Below are 20,808 nucleotides of genomic sequence, written 5' to 3'. Positions count from 1 at the left end.
AAGCCTTCTCTTGTAAAAGATTAGGAAAACACCCTGGAGGGGTTCCCGAGTGGCCAAAGGGAGCAGACTGTAAATCTGCCGGCTCCGCCTTCGATGGTTCGAATCCGTCCCCCTCCACCATATACAGAAAAGCCAGCTCATTGAGCTGGCTTTTTTCATTTCAGAATACTCTAAAAATATCAGAGAATTAGTGCAAAAGAACAAGCCCCAATAAAAAGGGGCTTGTGTTTATTGAGACGACAGGGGGTGCTCAATCAAAATGACTCTGGTTTCGTAAGCTCTTAATCTTTGCTTAAACTCAACTAGCTGATTCTCAATGTCTGAATAATTGCCGATTAGATAACGTGCATTGTTCAGCTCAAGTTCTTGCGGCAATTCACACTCGGCTTCAACACCATAATAGTTGTTCAAACACACCAGCGTCTGTGTAGCGCTGCGTCTTTGATAAGCAAAAATGGCTTCATGCTCGGGCAGTAAATCTTGATAGTCACCGTCGGTAATAACGGTAATCTCCTTTCTCAACTGAATTAACTTTTGATAGTAATAAAATACCGAATCCTCATCACTTAAAGCTTTTTCTGCATTGATTTGAGGATAATTACTGGCAACAGAAATCCAAGGTTCTCCAGCACTGAAACCGGCATATTGAAGACTATTCCATTGCATTGGCGTTCGGGAATTATCACGAGATTTCTGCGCCAGAATTGCCAACATATCCTCTTCACTGACACCATTTTGCTTGACCATAATGTCGTACATATTGGTGCTTTCAACATCTCGGTACTGCGAAATATCGCTATACCCAGGGTTCGTCATACCAATCTCTTCACCTTGGTATATGTAAGGCGTACCCTGCATCATATGTATTGACGTTGCGAGCATTTTGGCCGACTCAACACGGTACTCGCTATCATTACCTAAACGGCTGACCACTCGGGGTTGATCGTGATTACACCAGAACAATGCTCCCCAACCTTTCCCATTCAGGCCAGTTTGCCAATGGTTAAATACCTGCTTGAGTTGTATGAAATCAAAGGGGGCTTTGGTCCATTTTTCTCCGTTAGGATAATCCGCTTTCAGGTGGTGGAAGTTAAACACCATAGATAACTCTTTGTTATCTAATGACGAATACTGCTGACAATGCTCCAATGTTGTCGATGACATTTCCCCTACCGTCACACTGCCATATTTTTGGAAAACGTCGCGGCTGATTTCTTGTAAAAACTCATGCACACGCGGGCCATCAGTATAAAAACGGCGGCCGTCACCGACCTCGTCGTTTGGAAAATCCTGTTGTTTGGAAATCAGGTTAATCACATCCAAACGAAAGCCGTCCACACCTTTCTCAGCCCAAAAGCTGATCACTTCTTTTACTTCATCTCGAACCAGAGGATTTTCCCAGTTCAGATCCGCTTGCTCCTTAGCAAACAGATGCAAGTAATACTGGTTCGACTTTTCATCATATTCCCAAGCACTGCCACCAAACTTTGACTGCCAGTTATTCGGTGCTTTGCCATCAACAGGGGACTTCCAAATGTAATAGTCACGATAAGGGCTACTTTTATCTGCCAACGCTGACTGAAACCACATGTGCTGTGTCGAAGTATGATTCACAACAATGTCCATAATGATGCGAATACCTTTCTGATGAGCCAGCTCAAGCAGGTTATCGAAGTCATCCATGGTGCCAAAATCAGGATTGATCGAGTAGTAATCCGCAATGTCGTAACCATTATCAATCATTGGTGACTGATAGACAGGCGTTAACCAGATGGCATCAATGCCCAGAGTTTGCAGATAGTCCAGTTTAGAAATAATGCCTTGGATATCTCCGGTGCCTTTTGCTCCGCTGTCACAGAAGCTTTTAGGATAAATTTGATAGATAGATGCGGTTTTCCACCAGTCGGATTCACTATTAGCAAAGGCCATTCTTTTCTCACTTACCAAAAATAAAAACAGAAAAAGAGTGGCAAAGAGCCACTCATAAAAACGTTATGCTGAAGCGGTTGATAAAGCGCCTTTGCCTTGCGCACGCTTGTACATTACTAAAGTCAGTGCTGCTGGAACCACAATCGCAACTAACATTGCAACAAGGTAGATACTCCAGTATTGAGGCTGGATAGATAAAATGCCCGGTAGACCACCTACACCGATACCATTCGCCATTACACCAGCACTACCACATACCGCAGCAGCCAAAGCACTACCAATCATTGCAGATAGCATTGGGAACTTGTATTTGAGGTTGATACCGTACATAGCCGGTTCAGTCACACCTAAGTAAGCAGAAATTGCCGCTGGTACAGAAATATCGCGCTCACCATGTTTCTTGCTGATCAGAATGATGCCTACAACAGCAGAAGCCTGAGCAATGTTAGAAAGTGCAATTAAAGGCCAAATTGGTGTACCGCCCAACTCTTGCATCAACTGTAGATCAACAGCGTTGGTGGTGTGGTGAATACCAGTGATAACCAGTGGTGCGTACAAGAAGCCAAATATCATCGAGCCCAGTACCGCGAAATCACCTGTCATTGCAGCTTTTGCAGCAAAGGCAACGCCATTACCCAATACACGGCCGAACGGCCCAATTAACGTATGCGCTAAGATAACTGCCAGAATTAACGAAACAAACGGTACAACAACCAGATAGAGATACGCAGGAACCACACGTTTTAGGGTGTTTTCAATAAAGGCAAGCATCACACCCGCTAAGATCGCAGGGATAACCTGAGCCTGATAACCCACTTTTTCAATTACGAATAGGCCAAAATCCCAGACTTCCGGCACTTGTTTACCAATCAGATAAGCGTTCATCAGTTGAGGCGAAACCAGTGTTACACCCAAAGTGATACCAAGAATAGGCGTTCCGCCTAACTTCTTCACAGTTGACCAACACACACCAACTGGTAGGAAGAAGAAGATAGCTTCACCAATCAACCATAAGAATGAGTGTACACTTGCCCAGAACTGACTGATTTCCGTTAAGGTCTGACCGTCGAACATCTTGATGTCGCCAATCACGTTGCGGAAACCTAAAATCAAACCACCGGTAATAATCGCAGGAAGCAGCGGTACAAAAATTTCTGCAAGATGGGAGATACCGCGTTCCAAAAGATTCATATTTTGACGTGCTGCGAGTTTCGCATCTTCTTTTGAAGCGCCAGATTGACCAGTGATATCCAAAAGCACTTTAAACACTTGGTCGACTTCAGTGCCGATCACAACTTGGAATTGCCCTGCGTTAGTAAAGCAACCTTTCACTAAACTCAGCGATTCCAAACCTTGCTTATCCGCTTTTTCTGGTTCATTTAATACAAACCGTAAACGTGTTAGGCAGTGGCTAACACTGGCGATGTTTTCACTACCGCCAACCAATTCAACAAGACGTTCTACATCTTGTCTCGCTATCTTACTCATACCTTTGTCCACCCTGTTACTTATAGCTTTTATATTAGTCTAATTGATAATGGGAACATTCCCATTAAGTTTTCAGTATAGTGGCACATACAAATCATACTTAAAATGGGAACAGTCCCATAAATTGAGAACGATCACATTAGGCGGTGTTTTTTTCAACAAAAGATATGCAAGCTTTCACGTAAAAACAGAGGAATGATCAACGTATGAAGTGGCAAAAGAGAGGAGTGATCAAAGCGAATGCTATTCAAAGCGGGAAGCTTTCAAGACGAAAAGCATTCAAGGCGAAAAAAGACTTTCTCGCCCTATTGCTCAATGTCGCAGGTACTCAGAGGGCTGGAACTTGAGTGAGATGAACCAGATGTTGAACATCACCGCTAAGATGCGAAATTAACAGATTCGCAGCCTGCGCTCCCGCTTGTCGATAACCAGGATCGACAGTGTAGACTTTAGGGAACAAGAAAGTGAGTAACTCATTACCGCCGACACCTGTCACCACAACATCTTCACGCTGACACTCTTGCAAGCGCTTAATCACACCTAACGCTAAGGTGTCACTGGCACAGACGATGGCTTGAGTATTTTCAAACAGCACTTTATCAACCAATTGATAAGCACTTTCGTGTTTCAATTTACCCGTTTGATAGCAGGGCGTGATTTGTTGCTTCTGACACCAAGCTAGATAGGCTTGCAAACGCATTTCGCCGGTTGTGGCGTCTTGAGGATCAACGCCGATAAAGCTGACTTGATTTAGCCCTTGCTGCTTAACGTAATCCAATGCCTGATTGATGATACCGATATTATCGTAATTAATTGAGGAAACCTGCTCAGAATGAGTGGCGATCACCACCGATTTCAACTGCCAAGGTACCAAAGCTTGCGCATCTAAATCCGTAAAGCCAAAAATGATCACGCCGTCCACATTGCGCTTTAGCAATACATCCAAATGTTCATTAGTTTTCTGCCGATCAAACTGACTTTCCATGATCACGACGTCATAACCATGAGCGTAAAAGATCTCAAGCATGCTGCTGACAGAACGATTTTCAGAAGGCGAATCAAGGCGAGAAATAATCACACCGATAACTTTCTGGCTGCCGCCACGCATCGACTGCGCCGATTTAGAAGGGACATACCCTGACTCAGCAATGACGCGCTCAACTTTCTCTCGAGTTTCAGGCTTCACCTTTGGATCATTAGTGAGTACACGAGAAACGGTAGATTTACCGACTCCGGAAAGTTTTGCGATATCAAGAATGGTGAGTTTTCTGCTCATGAAATATGGTCTGCAAGGTGATAAAAGCGGTGGAAAACCACCGCACTACTTCTACTCAAGGCCATATATAAGCAAAATTTCACTCAATCCGGCAAGTTTTATAAATAATACCTTTGACTTCTAACCTAGCGTCATCCCCTTTCGTGAACAAGGTAACAGGATTCACTACCGCAGAAGTGTGGTCATCCAATATGTACTTCGCTCCAGAGCCGGAAGGAATACGAACCAAGCGATACAGGCTTTCCGAGGTCTTTAACACTGCGTTTTCTTCTGATACGTAAGCTACATCAAACTGCTTCTCATCGTCGCAAAGGTAATGTTGAAAATCACTGTCCCTAACTTTAAGTCCATCGACTTCGGTTGAATTTGAACACGCCGTTAGTGCAGTCAAGGGTAGCGCCACCAAGCAGAATGCGACTAGGATATCGTTTCTATTCATGATGATTCTCTCTTCAAATAATAAAAAAGGCCGCCTAAGCGACCTCTTAATACCAACCCCAGCAATGTCTCAACTACCGATTACTAGTAATGGTATTATTTACGCTCTTTTAAATAGTTAGGCACTTCGCGCAAACTGTCCAGTACAATAGTGGCTAAACTTTCACCTTTTTCAGTCACAGGCTTGCCTGTACGAACTAAGATCTTGGTACCGACTCCGGCTGCTTCTGCGGCCATCATGTCTTCCGCTTTGTCACCCACCATCACAGAGTTCGCCATATCGATCTTCAAAAAGTCACGAGCAGAGATAAACATACCCGGCTTTGGCTTACGACAATCACAATCTTCTTTATACTTGCCTACACCATGCTCTGGATGGTGAGGACAGTAGTAGATACCATCAAGCTCAACGCCATTATCAACGAAGTTCCAGTCCATCCACTGTGTTAATGACAGAAAACGATCTTCACTGAACATGCCACGAGCGATACCCGACTGGTTGGTCACCAATACAAGTAGATAGCCCATTTCATGCAGTGTTTTCGCGGCTTCAAAAACACCGTCGATAAACTCAAAATCATGTTCGTCGCTTACATAGCCATGATCGACATTTATTACGCCGTCACGGTCTAAAAACACAGCTGGTTTCGCCAAAATATTCATCTCTTTAAAGTCAAACTACACGAATTATTGCACGCTTTATTTCTTTCATCACTATCTAATTACTTAACAGTATCACTCAAACAACCATTTAGACGTCTAGACGTAAAAATATCTATTGACTTGAACTTAGTTAAGCCATAGCATCCTCTACCAAGTTAGAACGAGTTAAATATTTTATTCTGTTGTTGCTACTTTTTTAGTAATACAAAGGTAACTCGTTACAAAACAACCAAGATTTATCCCTGCGCAGGTTTTTCAATGATTGAGATTAGTCACGTCAACAAGGTGTTTTATCAAGGCACGAAAGAAATCAATGCTTTAAAAGACATCAACCTTAACATCCAACAAGGCACGATCTTTGGTGTTATTGGCTCATCAGGTGCTGGTAAAAGTACGCTGATTCGTTGTGTGAACATGTTAGAACGACCAACTAACGGTAGCGTTATTGTTGATGGTGTTGACCTTACTAAGCTGAGCTCGAAGCAATTGAGTGAAGCACGCCGTAACATCGGCATGATTTTCCAGCATTTTAATCTGCTTTCTTCACGTACAGTGTTTGAAAACGTAGCTCTGCCATTAGAGCTTGCTGGTAAAAGTGTTAATCATATTGAGAAGAAAGTTTCTGAACTTCTTCAGTTGGTTGGCTTGTCAGAGAAACGTGACACTTACCCATCAAATCTAAGTGGTGGTCAAAAGCAACGTGTTGCGATAGCTCGTGCTCTGGCATCTGATCCAAAAGTGTTGCTGTGTGATGAAGCAACCAGTGCTCTCGATCCTGCGACTACGCAGTCGATTCTTGAGCTCTTGAAAGAAATTAACCGTAAGTTAAACATCACTATCTTGTTGATTACCCACGAGATGGATGTAGTAAAAAGTATATGTCATGAAGTGGCTATCATCGGTGACGGTGAATTAGTAGAGAAAGGTTCTGTGGGTGATATTTTTGCTCATCCAAAAACAGAACTTGCTCATCAGTTCATTCGTTCAACACTGGATTTATCGATTCCTGATGATTACCAAGCACGTTTGCAGCCAACACGAGTGCAAGGCAGTTACCCATTAGTTCGTTTGGAATTTACCGGCGCAACTGTTGATGCACCGTTGATGTCGCAAATTTCGCGCAAATTCAACATTGATGTCAGCATCCTGAGTTCAGATCTTGATTACGCTGGCGGTGTGAAGTTCGGCATGATGGTAGCGGAAATCTTCGGTGATGAAGAAAACGATAACGCTGCAATTCAATACCTTCGTGACAATAAAGTAAAAGTAGAGGTGCTTGGTTATGTCCTTTAATACCATTGCTAACTGGTTATCACTAAACGGTGACCTGCTTTTAACAGCAACTTGGCAGACTTTGTATATGGTAGCTGTTGCTGGCGTTATTGGTTTCGCGCTGGGTATTCCACTAGGCGTTATTCTGCACACGACTAAAAAAGGTGGTTTGCTAGAAAACACTAAGTTGAACAGCATACTTGGCGCAATCGTCAACATTGGTCGTTCAGTACCGTTTCTTGTGTTGATGGTAGCGATTATCCCAGTAACCAAATTGCTTGTGGGCACGTTCATTGGCACAACAGCAGCAATCGTACCTCTGACTATCGGCGCAATTCCTTTTGTTGCTCGCTTGATTGAAGGGGCATTATTGGAAGTTCCAACTGGTCTTGTTGAAGCTGCACAATCTATGGGCGCAACACCAATGCAAATTATTCGCAAGGTGCTGTTACCAGAAGCAATGCCGACCATTCTTAACTCTGTAACGATCACGCTAGTTACTCTTGTGAGCTACTCAGCGATGGCAGGTACAGTGGGCGGCGGCGGCCTAGGTGATGTGGCTATTCGTTACGGCTTCCACCGTTACGATGTGGTGATAATGGCAGTAACCGTTGTCATGCTTATTGTTCTAGTACAAATAATTCAATCAATCGGTGATGCATTCGTACGCCGCGTTGATCACAGATAAAACGATACAAGAATTTCTAACAAGGAGATTACCATGAAATTCAATCTTAAAAGTTTACTGACCATTGCTGCTGCGGCATCTGCGCTTGTACTAGCTGGCTGTGGTGAGAAAGAAGCGGATACCAGCAAAGTAAAAATTGGTGTTATTGCGGGTGCTGAAGCTCAAGTAGCAGAAGTGGCTGCGAAAATTGCAAAAGACAAATATAACCTAGATGTTGAACTTGTAACTTTCACTGATTACGTAACGCCAAACGCTGCGCTTGATGACGGTTCAATCGATGCAAACGCATTCCAACACAAGCCATACTTAGATCAGCAAATTGCTGACCGTGGCTACAAACTGGCTATTGCAGGTAATACCTTTGTTTACCCAATCGCTGGCTACTCTAAGCAAGTAAAATCTGTTGATGAGATCCAAGACGGTGACCGTATTGCAGTACCAAACGATCCGACTAACCTAGGTCGCTCTCTGCTACTTCTTGAGCAACAAGGTCTGCTAAAACTACGTGAAGACGTAGGTCTTCTAGCTACTGTTCGTGATATCGTAGAAAACCCTAAAAACATCAAGATTGTTGAACTAGACGCAGCTCAACTTCCACGTTCTCTTGATGACGTAGCGCTTTCTATCATCAACACGACTTACGCAAGCTCTATCAATCTGACTCCTGAGAAAGATGGTATCTTCGTAGAAAACAAAGAATCACCATACGTGAACCTGCTTGTTGCTCGTGAAGACAACGTAAACGCTGAAAACGTACAAACGTTCCTAAAAGCGTACCAAACAGATGAAGTAGCAAAAGCTGCATCTGACATCTTCCAAGGTGGCGCGGTTAAAGGCTGGTAATCGATAACCTTCTGTTATCACTATCAGTTATCGAAAATAGTAAAGGGCTCCGATTGGAGCCCTTTTGCTTTTTCAAACCGATATTTTCAGCTCGACTACTTCAAGTGATCCCACGAAATATTGGAAACGATTCGGCAGCTATCACATTTAAAATAAAAGATATCATGCAGAGGTTCATCCAGTAGCCATTCCCCGCCACATTTAGGACAAGGGCGTGCTTTTTCATCCGCCAAGCTTTTACCGCCAACACGGTATTGATAGTAGTAAGTCGGTATTTTAGTAATGTATTCAATACGTTTACTTAAATTCCAACCACGACGGAATAAGTCACTGTCTACATCGCAAATCTCTTTCAAAGCTGCATGTTCCGCTTTGCAGCCCCCTGCCATTTGTAGCTCGTCACACGCCTGCCACTCTGTCTGCCATTTAACAACTGCCTTATGATCGCCATTAAACGTCGCTTCATTGCGATAAAGAGGAATCGGCAACAAGGTTTCACCACTACGCAGTGGAGAACAGGTATGAACATAGGTGGTATAAAGAACCTGCCAGCTAGGGGTTTCTTCTTCCGCAGCTTGCTCAGAATTAATATCTCTGCCAAGCAAGCGAAACTTTGGTGCTAGCAAACACGCATCCGAAAGACGGTTAAAACACACTTTGACAAAGTCTGAGTGGTTCTTTGGATGCAGGCTATCTTTTTCCGGGCAAACCACTCGAACAGAAAACTCCCCATCGCCCATGACGATGGGAAACTCACGACCTAATACCTGACCGTTAAAACGCAGCGCATCCATCAATCCATTGATTGCTTTATCTACTGCGGTGATCGTGGTGTTATCAAAACATTCAAACTCTAGCTCAACCACGTACATTATGCGTCTACCTCTGGCTCAAGTTGCAGCAAAAAGCTAGCAACATCCTCACTGAGCACTTGGCGGTTATCTGTGCCTAATTTTTCGAGAATAACGTTGCCAGTCAGATTACAAATCGATACCACTTCCATTTCATCGTCGGTGGTTGCAATAAATACCGTTGGTTTCTGCTTCAAACGACGCTGCATAACCAGATGGCCGAGAATGTTCTCTTGCAAACGTTGGTAATCTTCATCACTCCAAACTTGCAATAAATTAAGCGCATTACCGTTCCAGCTCGCTGCCATATCCGCACTGTATTGAATGCCGTAAAAAGCATGAATATCTTCATGCAAAGCAATCTCGATTCCATTCTCGACATTAGTAAGATCAGCGGCTTCATTTCTGACCACAGGCTGCCAATACACACTATGCTCAAACTTTTGCTCAACGCACGGTGAAACCCAGTCCGCCAACTCTTCGTTTTCAGGTAAATGTTGGTGTGCGGCTTGATAAGCATCTAGATAGCGCTGACTAAAAGTATGTAAGGCTTCTGCAACAGAATGCGCCATGAAAATCTCCACTGTTCAATTTCGATGAGCTAACTAGCAGCCCTTTGATGACACAGGCTGCGGTATTGCGTAAAATTCTGCCTATTCTAATCGAATTAAGCATTAAGTATGAGCAAATATTCCGATGCCAAAGAGTTAGCAGGTCTGACTTTAGGTAAAAAAACCGATTACTCACATCAGTATGACCCAACACTACTGCAACCTGTACCACGTAGCTTAAACCGTGATGACCTGAATTTAGGTAGTGAACTGCCGTTTAAAGGCTGTGATATCTGGACACTTTATGAGTTGTCTTGGTTGAATACCAAAGGTCTGCCACAAGTGGCTATCGGCGAAGTTGCGATCCCTGCTACCAGTGCAAATTTAATTGAGTCGAAGTCGTTCAAACTTTATCTGAACAGCTTTAACCAAACTAAGTTTGAAAACTGGCAACAGGTTGAACAACATTTGATTACGGATCTCTCTGCTTGTGCTGGTGAAACTGTTGAGGTTAAGGTCAAGCCTTTAGGTGATTACACGGCAGAGCCTATTGTGACAATGAAAGGCACTTGTATTGACGATCAAGACATCGAAATTGATAGCTACGATTTCGACGAATCACAGCTAGAAGGTGCAGCGGAAGATACTATTGTTAGCGAAACTCTGCATAGCCACCTTTTGAAATCAAACTGTCTGATCACCAATCAGCCGGACTGGGGCAGCGTTGAAATTGAGTATCGTGGTCCAAAAATTAACCGCGAAGCGCTTTTACGTTATATAGTCTCTTTCCGTGAACACAATGAGTTCCACGAACAATGTGTTGAGCGTATATTTACCGACATCACTCGCTTCTGCAAACCGGAACAATTGACTGTATTTGCTCGTTATACTCGACGTGGCGGCCTAGATATCAACCCGTTCCGATCAACAGAACAAGCCGCTCCACAAGATAACAAACGTATGGCTCGCCAATAAAAAGGACACAATTCAGGATGGGATGTATTCGCTGGAAGCGTTGGTTTTCTCTAGCTCTTTTCTTTTTTTCAGTATTCTCACATGCGGCACCGTATTCTTCACCGACGCTGAACGAAGCTGAAAGCCTGATAGAAATATCGCCGCAACAAGCTAAAGAACTCACAAGTGAGTATTTAACCGCAAGGAAGATGGCGGAGAAATCCGAACAAAACCCATCCACCGTTGCTAGGGACGAAACCGATAGTCGTCTGCGCACGCCTGCGAGCACGGTAGACGCGATGAAAATCCTTGCACAAGCCGAGTTTAATCTCGGCTATCCGATTGCTGCATTTCGCCTTTTGGATGACGCTTTTAACACCACGCAAGAGTTCAACCTTCCCTATCTACAGTTGGAAATTCAGCTACTGCAAGTTCGCCTGCGCTGGCAGGACAACAACGATGTGAATGCGGCGCGAGAAAGACTGCGTGAAATCACCCAGCAATACGAATCCTTACGAAGCAAAGAGTTTCCTGCTCGAGGAATTGGCTACAAAATTAAGTTATTACGGGCTGAAATCGCCTCTAAAGCTGATGACGTTGAGCTGGCCAACAAACTGTTTATTGAACTGAAAGAAGACCTAGAGTTTATCCAGTCTGAAGATACAAAGATCGACTTTCACATCGTTGTCGGTAGCCACTACTTAGAACATGAACGCTACAACCTTGCGCTCTCAGAACTGCTGATAGCTTACTGGAGTTCTATCGAGTCAAACTCAAGCGCCAGACTGGCAAGAACCAACACATTATTGGCTCAGTTATTCTTTGAGCGACGCGTGTTGGATAAAGCCCTTGTTCACTTATCGGAAGCAGCCGATTTTTACGATAACTATGAGAAATCACCTAAACTTGCCATGGTGTTAAAACGCATGGGTGATGTCTACTTTGATTTAGGAAAGTACAACCTCGCGTTGGTGAACTATTTCAACGTGATTGATCATGAGAATAATAACAACAATATCGAAAGCGTCATTGGGACTCGACTCAGTCTCGCCGCCACGTATATCCATCTCTATAACTACCCGCTCGCGGAACAGTATTTACAACGTGCCGAAGATCTTCTTCAGTACGCGGACATTCCTCATCTAAAAGGGAAAGCTGCGCTGCTTAATGCAAGCCTTGCTTACCATCAACATCGAAGCGAACAAGTGATTCTCAATGCTCAGAAAGCATTAGCAATCAGCCAGTCGATTGGCAACCAACATATTGAACAGCAAGCCTATAGCCTGCTCTCTCAAGGTTATGAGCAACTCGGTAAGCATGCTCTGGCGCTTGAAGCCATGAAACGCAGCTACGTGTTGGAAAATCTCCATCAGGAAAAACTCAACCAAATCAGCGAAGATGCTTTCCGTCAGCAAAAAGAATTTGTTGAGCAAACGCTGCACTTAGTCGGTCAGGAAAACGAACTTAAAGAGACGAAGCGTCAATACTCAAAATTACAAAAATTGACCTTTACTCTATTTATTGTGGCGGGAGCGTTATTTTTACTAGTTTTACGTCGAAGCTACGTTATCCAAACTCAAAACGAAGAGATTGAAGAACTCAATACCAACTTGTTTACTCACTCTCGTTCACGGCTGCGCAACTTACGCATGTTGAATGCAAAACTACCGAAATCACTGCAAAGAAGCAGCCAAAACTATGAACTTTGGCATGTTGGTGAACTGATCCATGAACCGCTGAATGACCGTCTTCGTTTCGCCATGATTGACGTACCATTCCTGCGTAACATGTATCTTCAACACGGTTATACTGCTGGCTTAGAGCTAGAGCGAGCGTTTGGAGAATACTTAAAATCTAAAATTGATGAACCGACAAGGCTTTATCATTTTTCAGATTCAAACTTACTTTTCATCGAGCCAAGCACTGACAGAGACAGTCCGCCTGAAGAGATGTTTGAGAAGATTCAGCAATGGATTCGAGAGTTTCAACCTGAGCGCAAAATTAACCGAATTATTCGAATGGGGATTACCGATTATCCATTTTTGCCGAGAGCGTATACGGCGATTAACGACAAAGAACTGTTGGATATTCTGTTGATGGCAACTAGTGCTGCACGCGAACTGAGTATGAAAGAAAATTGCTCTCATTGGGTCTATTTGAAAGCGATTGATAATGCGCCTGCTGCCAGCTTTGCATCAAATAACATGCGAAAATCCTGTAAGCACGCCATCAACCAAGGTTTGATAAAAGTCCACTCATCTCACAATAATGAGGAGAATATCAAAAAAATATTAAAAGATGGTTAGTTCCCAGCCGATTAACAAAGAGATACGATGACGTATCAAATAAATTTGCTATTATCGACAGATTAGTAAGTAGGATTAGATCTCCCTAAATATTTAGCATTTTTATAAATGGGCGCATTAGAGCAAGATATCCAGATTCAGTTACACCAACTCAAAATGCAGTTGGAACAGACGCGTTTAACACATAGGGATAGCTCGCTCAAATTTAAACTAGAGCAAAAAGTCCTAAAACGAATCGTCGCATCACTCAGTCTTGCCTGTAAGGGCGAGGATAGTCGCCTCAACCAAAATTTGGTCGAATTACGAGAAGCGCTTGAGCAGCAGAAAGATGTTAGCATCTTAATTCCTCGCTTGGCCGTATTGGAGCGCATGTTGAAGAAGCAAACGTTAGACACCGAAAAGCAAAATGAACATTTAGATGAGCAGGTAAAGCATAGCGGTGAAGTATTGCTCCGCATTCCTGGTTTACCATCTAAAATCAAACGCGATCTTCGTGATCTTCTCAGTTTTTCGACTGGGCAGAATCTGTCTAAAGTAGAGCAAGCTCTGCGCCTTCTTACCATCTATGAACGCTCAATAAAAATCATCACCTCAAATCCAAATGCCGTCGTTGAAGAACTAACTCAAAGCGCAGACAAAGAGATTCTTCTTAAGTTAAACGAAGAGCTACAACAACTCATTACTGAGCTTGATTTTGAAGGTGAATCGGGAGATTTACTGAGTGATATTCGAGCTAAACTGCTTATTGGTGTTAGCTCACAAGTTTTACTCGAACTGACCCTCGAAGTTTTGAAGCTGGTTGTCGCTGGCACGAATTACGAGCGAAAAACATCAGAGAAGTTTCTTGAGCAGGTGAACGCATCTTTGTCCACCAGCTTAAAAAGCTCGGCCTTGAACGTTGAACAAAGCCATAACTATTTCGAACACCGCAAAGATATGCATCGGGAACTGAGTTCTCTGGTCTCAAGAAGTCAAACTGCGGTTCGAGATGGTACTGAAATCAACGCTCTTAAAAATACCTTGAATCCATTAATGAGCGAGTTAGCTTCACTTTCTGAGCGACTGACACTGGCTGAAGCTCGTGAACAAGCGCTAATTGAGCGAATGGATTACACCAAAAACCAAATGGAAACGCTTTTCGAAGTGACGCAAGATTATCGTCGTCGCCTAGAAGATCAAGCTCAGCGCATGCTGCAAGATCCGCTCACCAAGGTATACAACCGCACTGCATTTAATGATCGTCTAGAACTTGAATACCGTCGCTGGATTCGCGCACAACACAACCTTCGCGTTGTTATGCTCGATATCGACAAATTCAAAGTAATCAATGACAGTTTTGGTTATGGCGCAGGTGATAAGGCACTGAAAATTATCGCTCGCACTATCAAAAACAACATTGAAGATACTGATACTGTTGCGCGTTTTTCTGGGGAAGAGTTTGTACTCTTGCTGCCTGAACGTTCTGATTCAGAGTGCTACCAGATTGTGCAAAAAATTCAGCGCAGCATTTCCCATTTGCCGTTTAAGTTCCGTGATAAAAACATCACCATCACGTTGAGCGCAGCAAGTACCTTATTTAAAGATTCAGATTCTCCAGAAATCGTTCTTGAACGCTTACATACTTCGCTGAATAACGGAAAAAAATTTGGGCCAAATCAGATCACTTGGAAATAACGGCGAGTAAGGCACAGTAAACCAAAGCAATCTGAGCGAATTTTAAGCAAACTCATCGCAATTACACGATACATATCACAGTTTATAGAGTATCGTGTTCTCCTTCCTACACAAAGCACACTAGATTGAAACTCTAAATATCAACAAGTTAGCTTATTGATATGGATATACCCATTAAGAACCGAATTTGCTGTTTTTTATTCGCGCTTACGCCTTTATTCGTTGCATAGAAATATCCATGCGAGTAAAAGGCTCTCGAATTCTCCTACGCAACTTTCTGAACACCTATTCGTCTTGATTGGTATATGATGTGCTATCTCCACTAGCGTTTAATTAAAGTCCTTGCGATCTTCTTTCCCTCTAAATAAGGAGGCTCTCATGATCACTCAAGTCAGCCCGGCGGGGAGTATGGATTTACTCTCACAACTGGAAGTAGAACGATTAAAAAAAACTGCATCCAGTGATCTTTACCAGCTGTACCGCAACTGTAGCCTAGCGGTACTGAACTCTGGAAGCCATACCGATAACTCAAAAGAACTGTTAGATAAATACACGAATTTTGATATCACGGTCATGCGCCGTGAACGTGGTGTAAAACTGGAACTCACCAATCCACCAGAACACGCCTTTGTTGATGGTCACATCATCAAAGGGATCCAAGAACATTTGTTCTCAGTGCTGCGTGATATTGTTTACGTCAATATGCACATCGCGGAAGGACAAAAGCTCAACCTGACCAACTCAACGCACATTACCAACTTAGTGTTTGGTATCTTACGTAACGCCGGAGCGCTCATTCCGGGTATCACTCCAAACTTAGTGGTGTGCTGGGGTGGTCACTCTATCAACCCTGTCGAATATCAGTACACCCGAGAAGTGGGTAATGAGCTTGGACTACGTGAGCTGAATATCTGTACCGGATGTGGTCCGGGTGCGATGGAAGGCCCAATGAAAGGTGCGGCGATTGGTCACGCTAAGCAGCGCTATGCGGACAAACGCTATATTGGTTTAACTGAACCTTCAATTATCGCCGCTGAGCCGCCAAACCCTATCGTAAATGAACTGATTATCATGCCAGATATCGAAAAACGCTTAGAAGCGTTTGTTCGAATGGCTCACGGTATCATTATCTTCCCTGGCGGACCGGGTACAGCCGAAGAACTGCTTTATTTACTGGGTATTATGATGCATCCGGACAACGCAACTCAGCCGATGCCAATCGTCTTAACTGGCCCGAAAGAGAGCGAAGAGTATTTCCGTTCAATTGATGAATTTATTGGTGAAACGTTGGGCCCAGAAGCCCAGAAACACTACACCATAGTGGTTGATGACCCAGCGGAAGCTGCGCGCATCATGAAAAATGCCATGCCTAAAATTCGTCAACAACGCAAAGACAACGAAGACGCGTATAGCTTCAACTGGTCATTAAAAATTGAGCCTGAGTTCCAGCTTCCGTTTGAACCGACTCATGAAAACATGGCTAACTTAGATTTGCACCTTAACCAACGTCCAGAAGTTCTGGCTGCGAATTTACGCCAAGCGTTTTCCGGTATCGTTGCGGGTAACGTGAAAGCGGAAGGTATTCGTGAAATTGAACGTCATGGGCCTTTCAGACTTCATGGTGATCCGAAGTTGATGAAGAAGATGGATAAGCTGCTAAAAGACTTCGTCGAGCAACATCGTATGAAGCTTCCGGGCGGAAGTGCGTATGTACCTTGTTATCGAATAGAAAGTTAGTCTGTAAATATGAAAGACGAGCTACGGTAGTAATCTCATTGAATTTCATTAGAATAAGGGGCAATCGCTCCTTATTTTTTTGTGTTTATGTCTATTCATCTTGTCATTATTGATGCTCTTAACCTCATTCGCCGCGTTCACTCAGCGCAGCCAGATCCTAATGATATCGAGCGAACCATAAACACAACCACTCGAACACTCACTCGTATAATCAGCGAATCAGAACCGACACATATTATTGCTGTGTTTGATCACCACCTGCAGGACAGAGGATGGCGAGCAGAACTATTGCCGTCTTATAAAGAAGGCCGTAAGCCGATGCCTGAGCCCTTACAGCAAGGACTAGATCGCATTCAACAAGCATGGTGGGAATTAGGTATTGATTCACTGCTTTCTGAAGGCGATGAAGCGGATGATTTGGTGGCAACGCTCGCGTGCAAAGTGGCAAGCCACAATGAAAAAGTCACTATCATTTCTACTGATAAAGGCTACTGCCAACTGCTCTCTCCGACTCTGCAAATCAGAGATTACTTCCAGCACCGCTGGTTGGATGAACCATTTATTGAGAGTGAATTCGGAGTGAAGCCTTCGCAACTAGCTGATTATTGGGGACTGACAGGCATCAGCTCAAGCCAAGTTCCCGGAGTGGCTGGAATAGGCCCTAAAGCTGCCAAAGAGATCCTGACTCAGTTTGCTAGCATTGAGGAAGCCTTTTCGAGTTCGGAACTTGCGCCAAAATACCGCAAGAAACTCGATGAACATATTGAAATGGCGCGTATTTGTAAGCAGATCTCCACGCTGAAAACTGACATTGAACTTGGCTTTAATCTTCAAGACATTCGCTTTAACAAAGAGTGACTAGCTCATACACAAAAAAACGCGCTTAAGGCGCGTTTTTTTGTAAGTATGGTTATCCTCTAACCAATTGAAACTGCAGATAAACGTCAGGTTAATGAACTCAGATCCTGCAGCTTCAATTAAAACGAGGATTAGTGTGGAGAGATCGTTTTTAACGTCTGCACATGCACGGTAATTTCTTCACGGTCATGGTAAAGATGTTTCGCCTGAAGCTTGAACTTAACATTATGATCTTTTAGAAAAATCTTTAAGTTCTCAATATCTTGCAGCACTTCATCGTAACGGCCTTTCATTGGCAGTTTGAGGTTGAAGATCGCTTCTTTCGCCCAACCACTAATGATCCACTCGCCCATCAACTGCGCCACACGAGAAGGCTTTTCGATCATATCGCAAACCAACCAAGTCACATTCTTACGTGGCGGCTCAAATTTGAAGCCATCAACCATATGGTGTTTTACCTGACCGGTTTCCATCAAACTGTCTGCCATCATGCCGTTATCGATAGCATGAACAAACATAGAGCGCTTCACTAGCTGATATGTCCAGCCGCCAGGGCAAGCACCCAGATCAACCGCCCACATGCCCGGAGCTAAACGGTCATCCCACTCTTCACGTGGAATAAATACATGGAACGCTTCTTCCAGCTTAAGTGTTGAACGACTTGGTGCATCTGCTGGGAACTTCAAACGCGGGATGCCCATAAAGAACTTAGAGTTGTTCTGGCTGTATGAGTAACCGACAAAGCAGTGACCAGATTTGACAAAACACACATGCAGAACAGGTCGTTTGGCGTTGTCTTTTGCTGTCAGAATGCCTTTACCACGCAATGCTTGGCGTAGTGGCACAGTGAACTTACGACAGAATTTCAGCAGTTCTTTCGCTTCATTGGTATCTGGCGTTTCAACACGAACATCACCACAAAGTGGAAATGCTTCGATGTCAGCAAGTTCCGATAAAATCGGCGAAATACGGTCTTCTGTTGGTAAAGCAGTAAACTCAGCTGCTACTGCAAACATCTGGCGAGAGAATATCAGCGCCTGAAAATCGATGTTCTTGATCAGTTTGTCTGCATCGCCGTCTTGGTAGCACTCAAACAAAACAAAGCCTGAGTTATTAACGACACGAGGGAAACCAAAAACCTCAAGTTGGGTTGCTTTATCTTGGATCTCGCCTGCACACTCTTTTTCAAAGCCCGCACGACAATAGAGCATCACTTGTTTCACTGTTTCACCTCATCAAAATTTATGGCAGCCAGAACAAACATCGCCCAGCCGATCATAAAGAGTAGACCACCCATTGGAGTAATTGGCCCGAACCACTTTATTCCTGTTAGCGCTAGCGCATATAAGCTGCCACTAAAACAAAAGATGCCGATGATAAAGCAAATCGCCGCGCGGCTAAAATATTTTTGCGCTTTTTCACTGCGAGACAAAACCAGCAAAATGCCACAAGCAATCAATGCTGCCGCATGGATGAACTGATACTGAACCCCAGTTTGGAACACTTCTAGCTGATACGGCGTGACATACGCCTTTAACCCATGAGCAGCAAATGCTCCCAATGCAACGGCAATACCAGAAAACAAACCACCTATGGTGAGCAAATACTTACTTTTCATTGTTCAGTTCCAGAATAAATTGAGTTAAATGTTCCACAGCAAGAGTGATATTGCTGGTTTCAGTATGACCGGAAGACTTGCGAGGTTTGAAGCTGTGGTCGCCATCGGGGATGAATTCAATCTTTACATGGTTGCTAAACTGGAAGCTTGAACACTCTTCTCGGCTACCAAAAGTATCGCGCTCACCTTGTAATATCAGACAAGGTTTTTCCAATGAAGCCAAATGCTCGCCCTTGTACTTGTCAACTTTACCCGGCGGATGAAAAGGAAAGCCCAAACAAGCAATGCCTTTGACCATAGGGTTCTCGCTTAGCATCGAAGCCATTCTGCCGCCCATGGATTTACCACCGATAACAACCGTTTGAGACGCATGCTCTGCAATGACTTGTTCAAACGCTTCCAGCAGTTTCGGCGCACGATCCGGCGGTCGACGTTTACCGTCTTCCGCTCGTTTTACCATATAAGGAAAATTAAAACGTACGACACGAATGCCTTTACTTGCGAGTCCTGCTGCCACTTGCGACATAAACTCGTGATCCATATCTGCACCCGCACCGTGGGCAAAAATAAACAGAGGGGAGCTTTCCTCCCCCTCTATTCTTAGGTTACTCATCTAATATGACCTCTTGCTCGCTACGAGCCTTCTTCAGCATCCAGTCGCGGAATGTCGCGATACGCCCCATATCCGCTTGCTTCTCATGACAAACCACATAGAAGGCGTTCTTAGTCATTAACACTTCATCAAACGGCGCCACAAGGCGGCCAGCATCGATTTCTGGTTGTGCCAATACGTTGTTCCCCAAAGCAATGCCTTGGCCGTGAACAGCCGCTTGAAGCACCATGGTTGAGTGGCTGAAAATTGGTCCGTGATTCACGTTCACACCATCGATATGGTTCTCTTTAGCGAACTGCTTCCAGTCACGACGTGAAGTATCATGTAACAAAGTGTGTAGGGGAAGGTCACTTAATGAATTCAGTGGCTTATGACCCAGCAACAAAGAAGGTGAACAAAGAGGAATCAAAAACTCTTGATAGAGCTTATCAGCACGTAAACCGGGCCAGTGACCTCGCCCATAATAGATAGCGACATCCACATCATCGGTCAACGAGCCTTCTTCCATATCGACCGCTTTAATACGCACATCAATATCCGGTTGCTGTTGGTTAAAGTCGGCAAGCCGAGGCACTAACCACTGAATGGCAAAGCTCGGTGGAAGACTGATGGTCAATGCACCTTTTTCACTACGTTCCAATAACTTATCGGTCGCTTCAGCCAATGAACCAAAGATATCTTTGATGTCCAGAAAGTACGCTTGTCCCTCTTCGGTAAGCAATAAAGAGCGATTACGACGACGAAATAGCTTTAATCCTAGAAACTCTTCAAGAGCCTTAATTTGATGACTAACAGCGGCTTGAGTCACAAAAAGTTCTTCTGCTGCACGAGTAAAACTCAAATGACGAGCGGCGGCTTCGAACACTTTCAGTGAGTTCAATGGAGGTAATCGTCTGGACATGGTTCAATCCTATGTATTGTTCCAAATATTCATTAGTTTTTTTTATCTGAAACATTATAAATTGTCCATTGCTAACCAGCCAGAGAAAATCTATATTTCGTCCCGTAATATGAGCCTGAACGGCTTGATTCTCCTGAATCAATTGGCT

General features: G+C 43.8%; 19 protein-coding genes and 1 tRNA gene. 9 read left to right on the top strand and 11 right to left on the bottom strand.

All coding sequences use genetic code 11. The annotated features are described in order from the left end of the window. The first annotated feature begins 35 nt into the window (after positions 1 to 35). Positions 36 to 120: transfer RNA gene (locus tag HKI82_RS17630), tRNA-Tyr, on the top strand. 108 nt (positions 121 to 228) lie between these two features. Here the strand turns inward: HKI82_RS17630 and treC are convergent. From treC to gmhB, 5 genes are all read right to left on the bottom strand, one after another. Then, the gene (gene treC, locus HKI82_RS17625; RefSeq protein ID WP_171138732.1) at positions 229 to 1,929 is read right to left on the bottom strand and encodes an alpha,alpha-phosphotrehalase; all 1,701 of its coding nucleotides are present in this window, start codon (positions 1,927 to 1,929) and stop codon (positions 229 to 231) included. A gap of 63 nt (positions 1,930 to 1,992) precedes the next feature. Continuing rightward, entirely contained in the window at positions 1,993 to 3,417 is a 1,425-nt protein-coding gene (gene treB / locus HKI82_RS17620) for a PTS trehalose transporter subunit IIBC (protein ID WP_171138731.1), read from the bottom strand. A gap of 328 nt (positions 3,418 to 3,745) precedes the next feature. Then, positions 3,746 to 4,693 carry a trehalose operon repressor TreR gene (treR, locus tag HKI82_RS17615; protein ID WP_171138730.1) on the bottom strand — a complete coding sequence of 316 codons (948 nt, stop codon included), beginning with the start codon at positions 4,691 to 4,693 and terminating at the stop codon, positions 3,746 to 3,748. A 79-nt stretch (positions 4,694 to 4,772) separates the two neighbouring features. Beyond that, on the bottom strand, positions 4,773 to 5,132 hold the full coding sequence (locus HKI82_RS17610) for an MliC family protein (protein WP_102940244.1): 360 nt from the start codon (positions 5,130 to 5,132) through the stop codon (positions 4,773 to 4,775). Between the two features lie 95 nt (positions 5,133 to 5,227). Beyond that, a complete protein-coding gene (gmhB, locus tag HKI82_RS17605; RefSeq protein ID WP_102940309.1) occupies positions 5,228 to 5,785 on the bottom strand; it encodes a D-glycero-beta-D-manno-heptose 1,7-bisphosphate 7-phosphatase in 558 nt (185 codons plus the stop codon). Positions 5,786 to 6,052: 267 nt separating this feature from the next. Here gmhB and metN point away from each other — a divergent pair, with 267 nt between their 5' ends. Genes metN through HKI82_RS17590 form a run of 3 tightly spaced genes read left to right on the top strand, consistent with a single transcriptional unit; the run spans position 6,053 to position 8,597 of the window. Next, positions 6,053 to 7,087 (top strand): methionine ABC transporter ATP-binding protein MetN, encoded by a 1,035-nt coding sequence (gene metN / locus HKI82_RS17600; protein ID WP_171138729.1) that lies wholly within the window; start codon positions 6,053 to 6,055, stop codon positions 7,085 to 7,087. Beyond that, complete coding sequence (locus HKI82_RS17595; protein WP_042488894.1) at positions 7,077 to 7,754, top strand: methionine ABC transporter permease; 678 nt, start codon at positions 7,077 to 7,079, stop codon at positions 7,752 to 7,754. Before metN ends, HKI82_RS17595 begins: the two co-directional genes overlap by 11 nt. A 33-nt stretch (positions 7,755 to 7,787) precedes the next feature. Further along, the gene (locus HKI82_RS17590) at positions 7,788 to 8,597 is read left to right on the top strand and encodes a MetQ/NlpA family lipoprotein (RefSeq protein WP_102940246.1); all 810 of its coding nucleotides are present in this window, start codon (positions 7,788 to 7,790) and stop codon (positions 8,595 to 8,597) included. 95 nt (positions 8,598 to 8,692) lie between these two features. Here HKI82_RS17590 and HKI82_RS17585 read toward each other — a convergent pair whose 3' ends face one another. Beyond that, positions 8,693 to 9,469, bottom strand: coding sequence for a Zn-ribbon-containing protein (locus tag HKI82_RS17585; RefSeq protein ID WP_171138728.1), 777 nt, complete (start codon positions 9,467 to 9,469; stop codon positions 8,693 to 8,695). Continuing rightward, positions 9,469 to 10,020: a SecY-interacting protein gene (gene syd / locus HKI82_RS17580; protein WP_171138727.1), complete on the bottom strand. Its 552-nt coding sequence runs from the start codon at positions 10,018 to 10,020 to the stop codon at positions 9,469 to 9,471. Before syd ends, HKI82_RS17585 begins: the two co-directional genes overlap by 1 nt. A gap of 108 nt (positions 10,021 to 10,128) precedes the next feature. Here syd and queF point away from each other — a divergent pair, with 108 nt between their 5' ends. From queF to xni, 5 genes are all read left to right on the top strand, one after another. After that, a complete protein-coding gene (queF, locus tag HKI82_RS17575; RefSeq protein WP_171138726.1) occupies positions 10,129 to 10,974 on the top strand; it encodes an NADPH-dependent 7-cyano-7-deazaguanine reductase QueF in 846 nt (281 codons plus the stop codon). A 26-nt stretch (positions 10,975 to 11,000) separates the two neighbouring features. Continuing rightward, positions 11,001 to 13,259, top strand: a complete 2,259-nt coding sequence (locus HKI82_RS17570) for a tetratricopeptide repeat protein (RefSeq protein ID WP_171138734.1) — start codon at positions 11,001 to 11,003, stop codon at positions 13,257 to 13,259. Between the two features lie 108 nt (positions 13,260 to 13,367). Then, complete coding sequence (locus tag HKI82_RS17565) at positions 13,368 to 14,933, top strand: GGDEF domain-containing protein (RefSeq protein WP_102940251.1); 1,566 nt, start codon at positions 13,368 to 13,370, stop codon at positions 14,931 to 14,933. Positions 14,934 to 15,311: 378 nt separating this feature from the next. Beyond that, complete coding sequence (gene ppnN / locus HKI82_RS17560; RefSeq protein ID WP_102940252.1) at positions 15,312 to 16,670, top strand: nucleotide 5'-monophosphate nucleosidase PpnN; 1,359 nt, start codon at positions 15,312 to 15,314, stop codon at positions 16,668 to 16,670. Positions 16,671 to 16,757: 87 nt separating this feature from the next. After that, positions 16,758 to 17,528 (top strand): flap endonuclease Xni, encoded by a 771-nt coding sequence (xni, locus tag HKI82_RS17555; RefSeq protein WP_171138725.1) that lies wholly within the window; start codon positions 16,758 to 16,760, stop codon positions 17,526 to 17,528. A 131-nt stretch (positions 17,529 to 17,659) separates the two neighbouring features. Here the strand turns inward: xni and rlmM are convergent, their stop codons facing one another. Genes rlmM through HKI82_RS17535 form a run of 4 tightly spaced genes read right to left on the bottom strand, consistent with a single transcriptional unit; the run spans position 17,660 to position 20,660 of the window. Continuing rightward, positions 17,660 to 18,751, bottom strand: coding sequence for a 23S rRNA (cytidine(2498)-2'-O)-methyltransferase RlmM (gene rlmM, locus HKI82_RS17550; RefSeq protein ID WP_102940254.1), 1,092 nt, complete (start codon positions 18,749 to 18,751; stop codon positions 17,660 to 17,662). After that, on the bottom strand, positions 18,748 to 19,146 hold the full coding sequence (locus tag HKI82_RS17545) for a DUF423 domain-containing protein (protein WP_171138724.1): 399 nt from the start codon (positions 19,144 to 19,146) through the stop codon (positions 18,748 to 18,750). Before HKI82_RS17545 ends, rlmM begins: the two co-directional genes overlap by 4 nt. Continuing rightward, complete coding sequence (locus HKI82_RS17540; RefSeq protein ID WP_102940256.1) at positions 19,136 to 19,759, bottom strand: alpha/beta family hydrolase; 624 nt, start codon at positions 19,757 to 19,759, stop codon at positions 19,136 to 19,138. The genes HKI82_RS17545 and HKI82_RS17540 overlap by 11 nt, the downstream gene beginning before the upstream one ends. Next, a complete protein-coding gene (locus HKI82_RS17535) occupies positions 19,752 to 20,660 on the bottom strand; it encodes a transcriptional regulator GcvA (RefSeq protein WP_171138723.1) in 909 nt (302 codons plus the stop codon). The genes HKI82_RS17540 and HKI82_RS17535 overlap by 8 nt, the downstream gene beginning before the upstream one ends. Between the last annotated feature and the right edge of the window lie 148 nt (positions 20,661 to 20,808).

This window comes from Vibrio plantisponsor (assembly GCF_013041605.1).
Taxonomy (GTDB): domain Bacteria; phylum Pseudomonadota; class Gammaproteobacteria; order Enterobacterales; family Vibrionaceae; genus Vibrio; species Vibrio plantisponsor.
The sequence above is the reverse complement of the archived record's forward strand: the minus strand, read 5'-3'. Positions and strand labels throughout refer to the sequence as shown.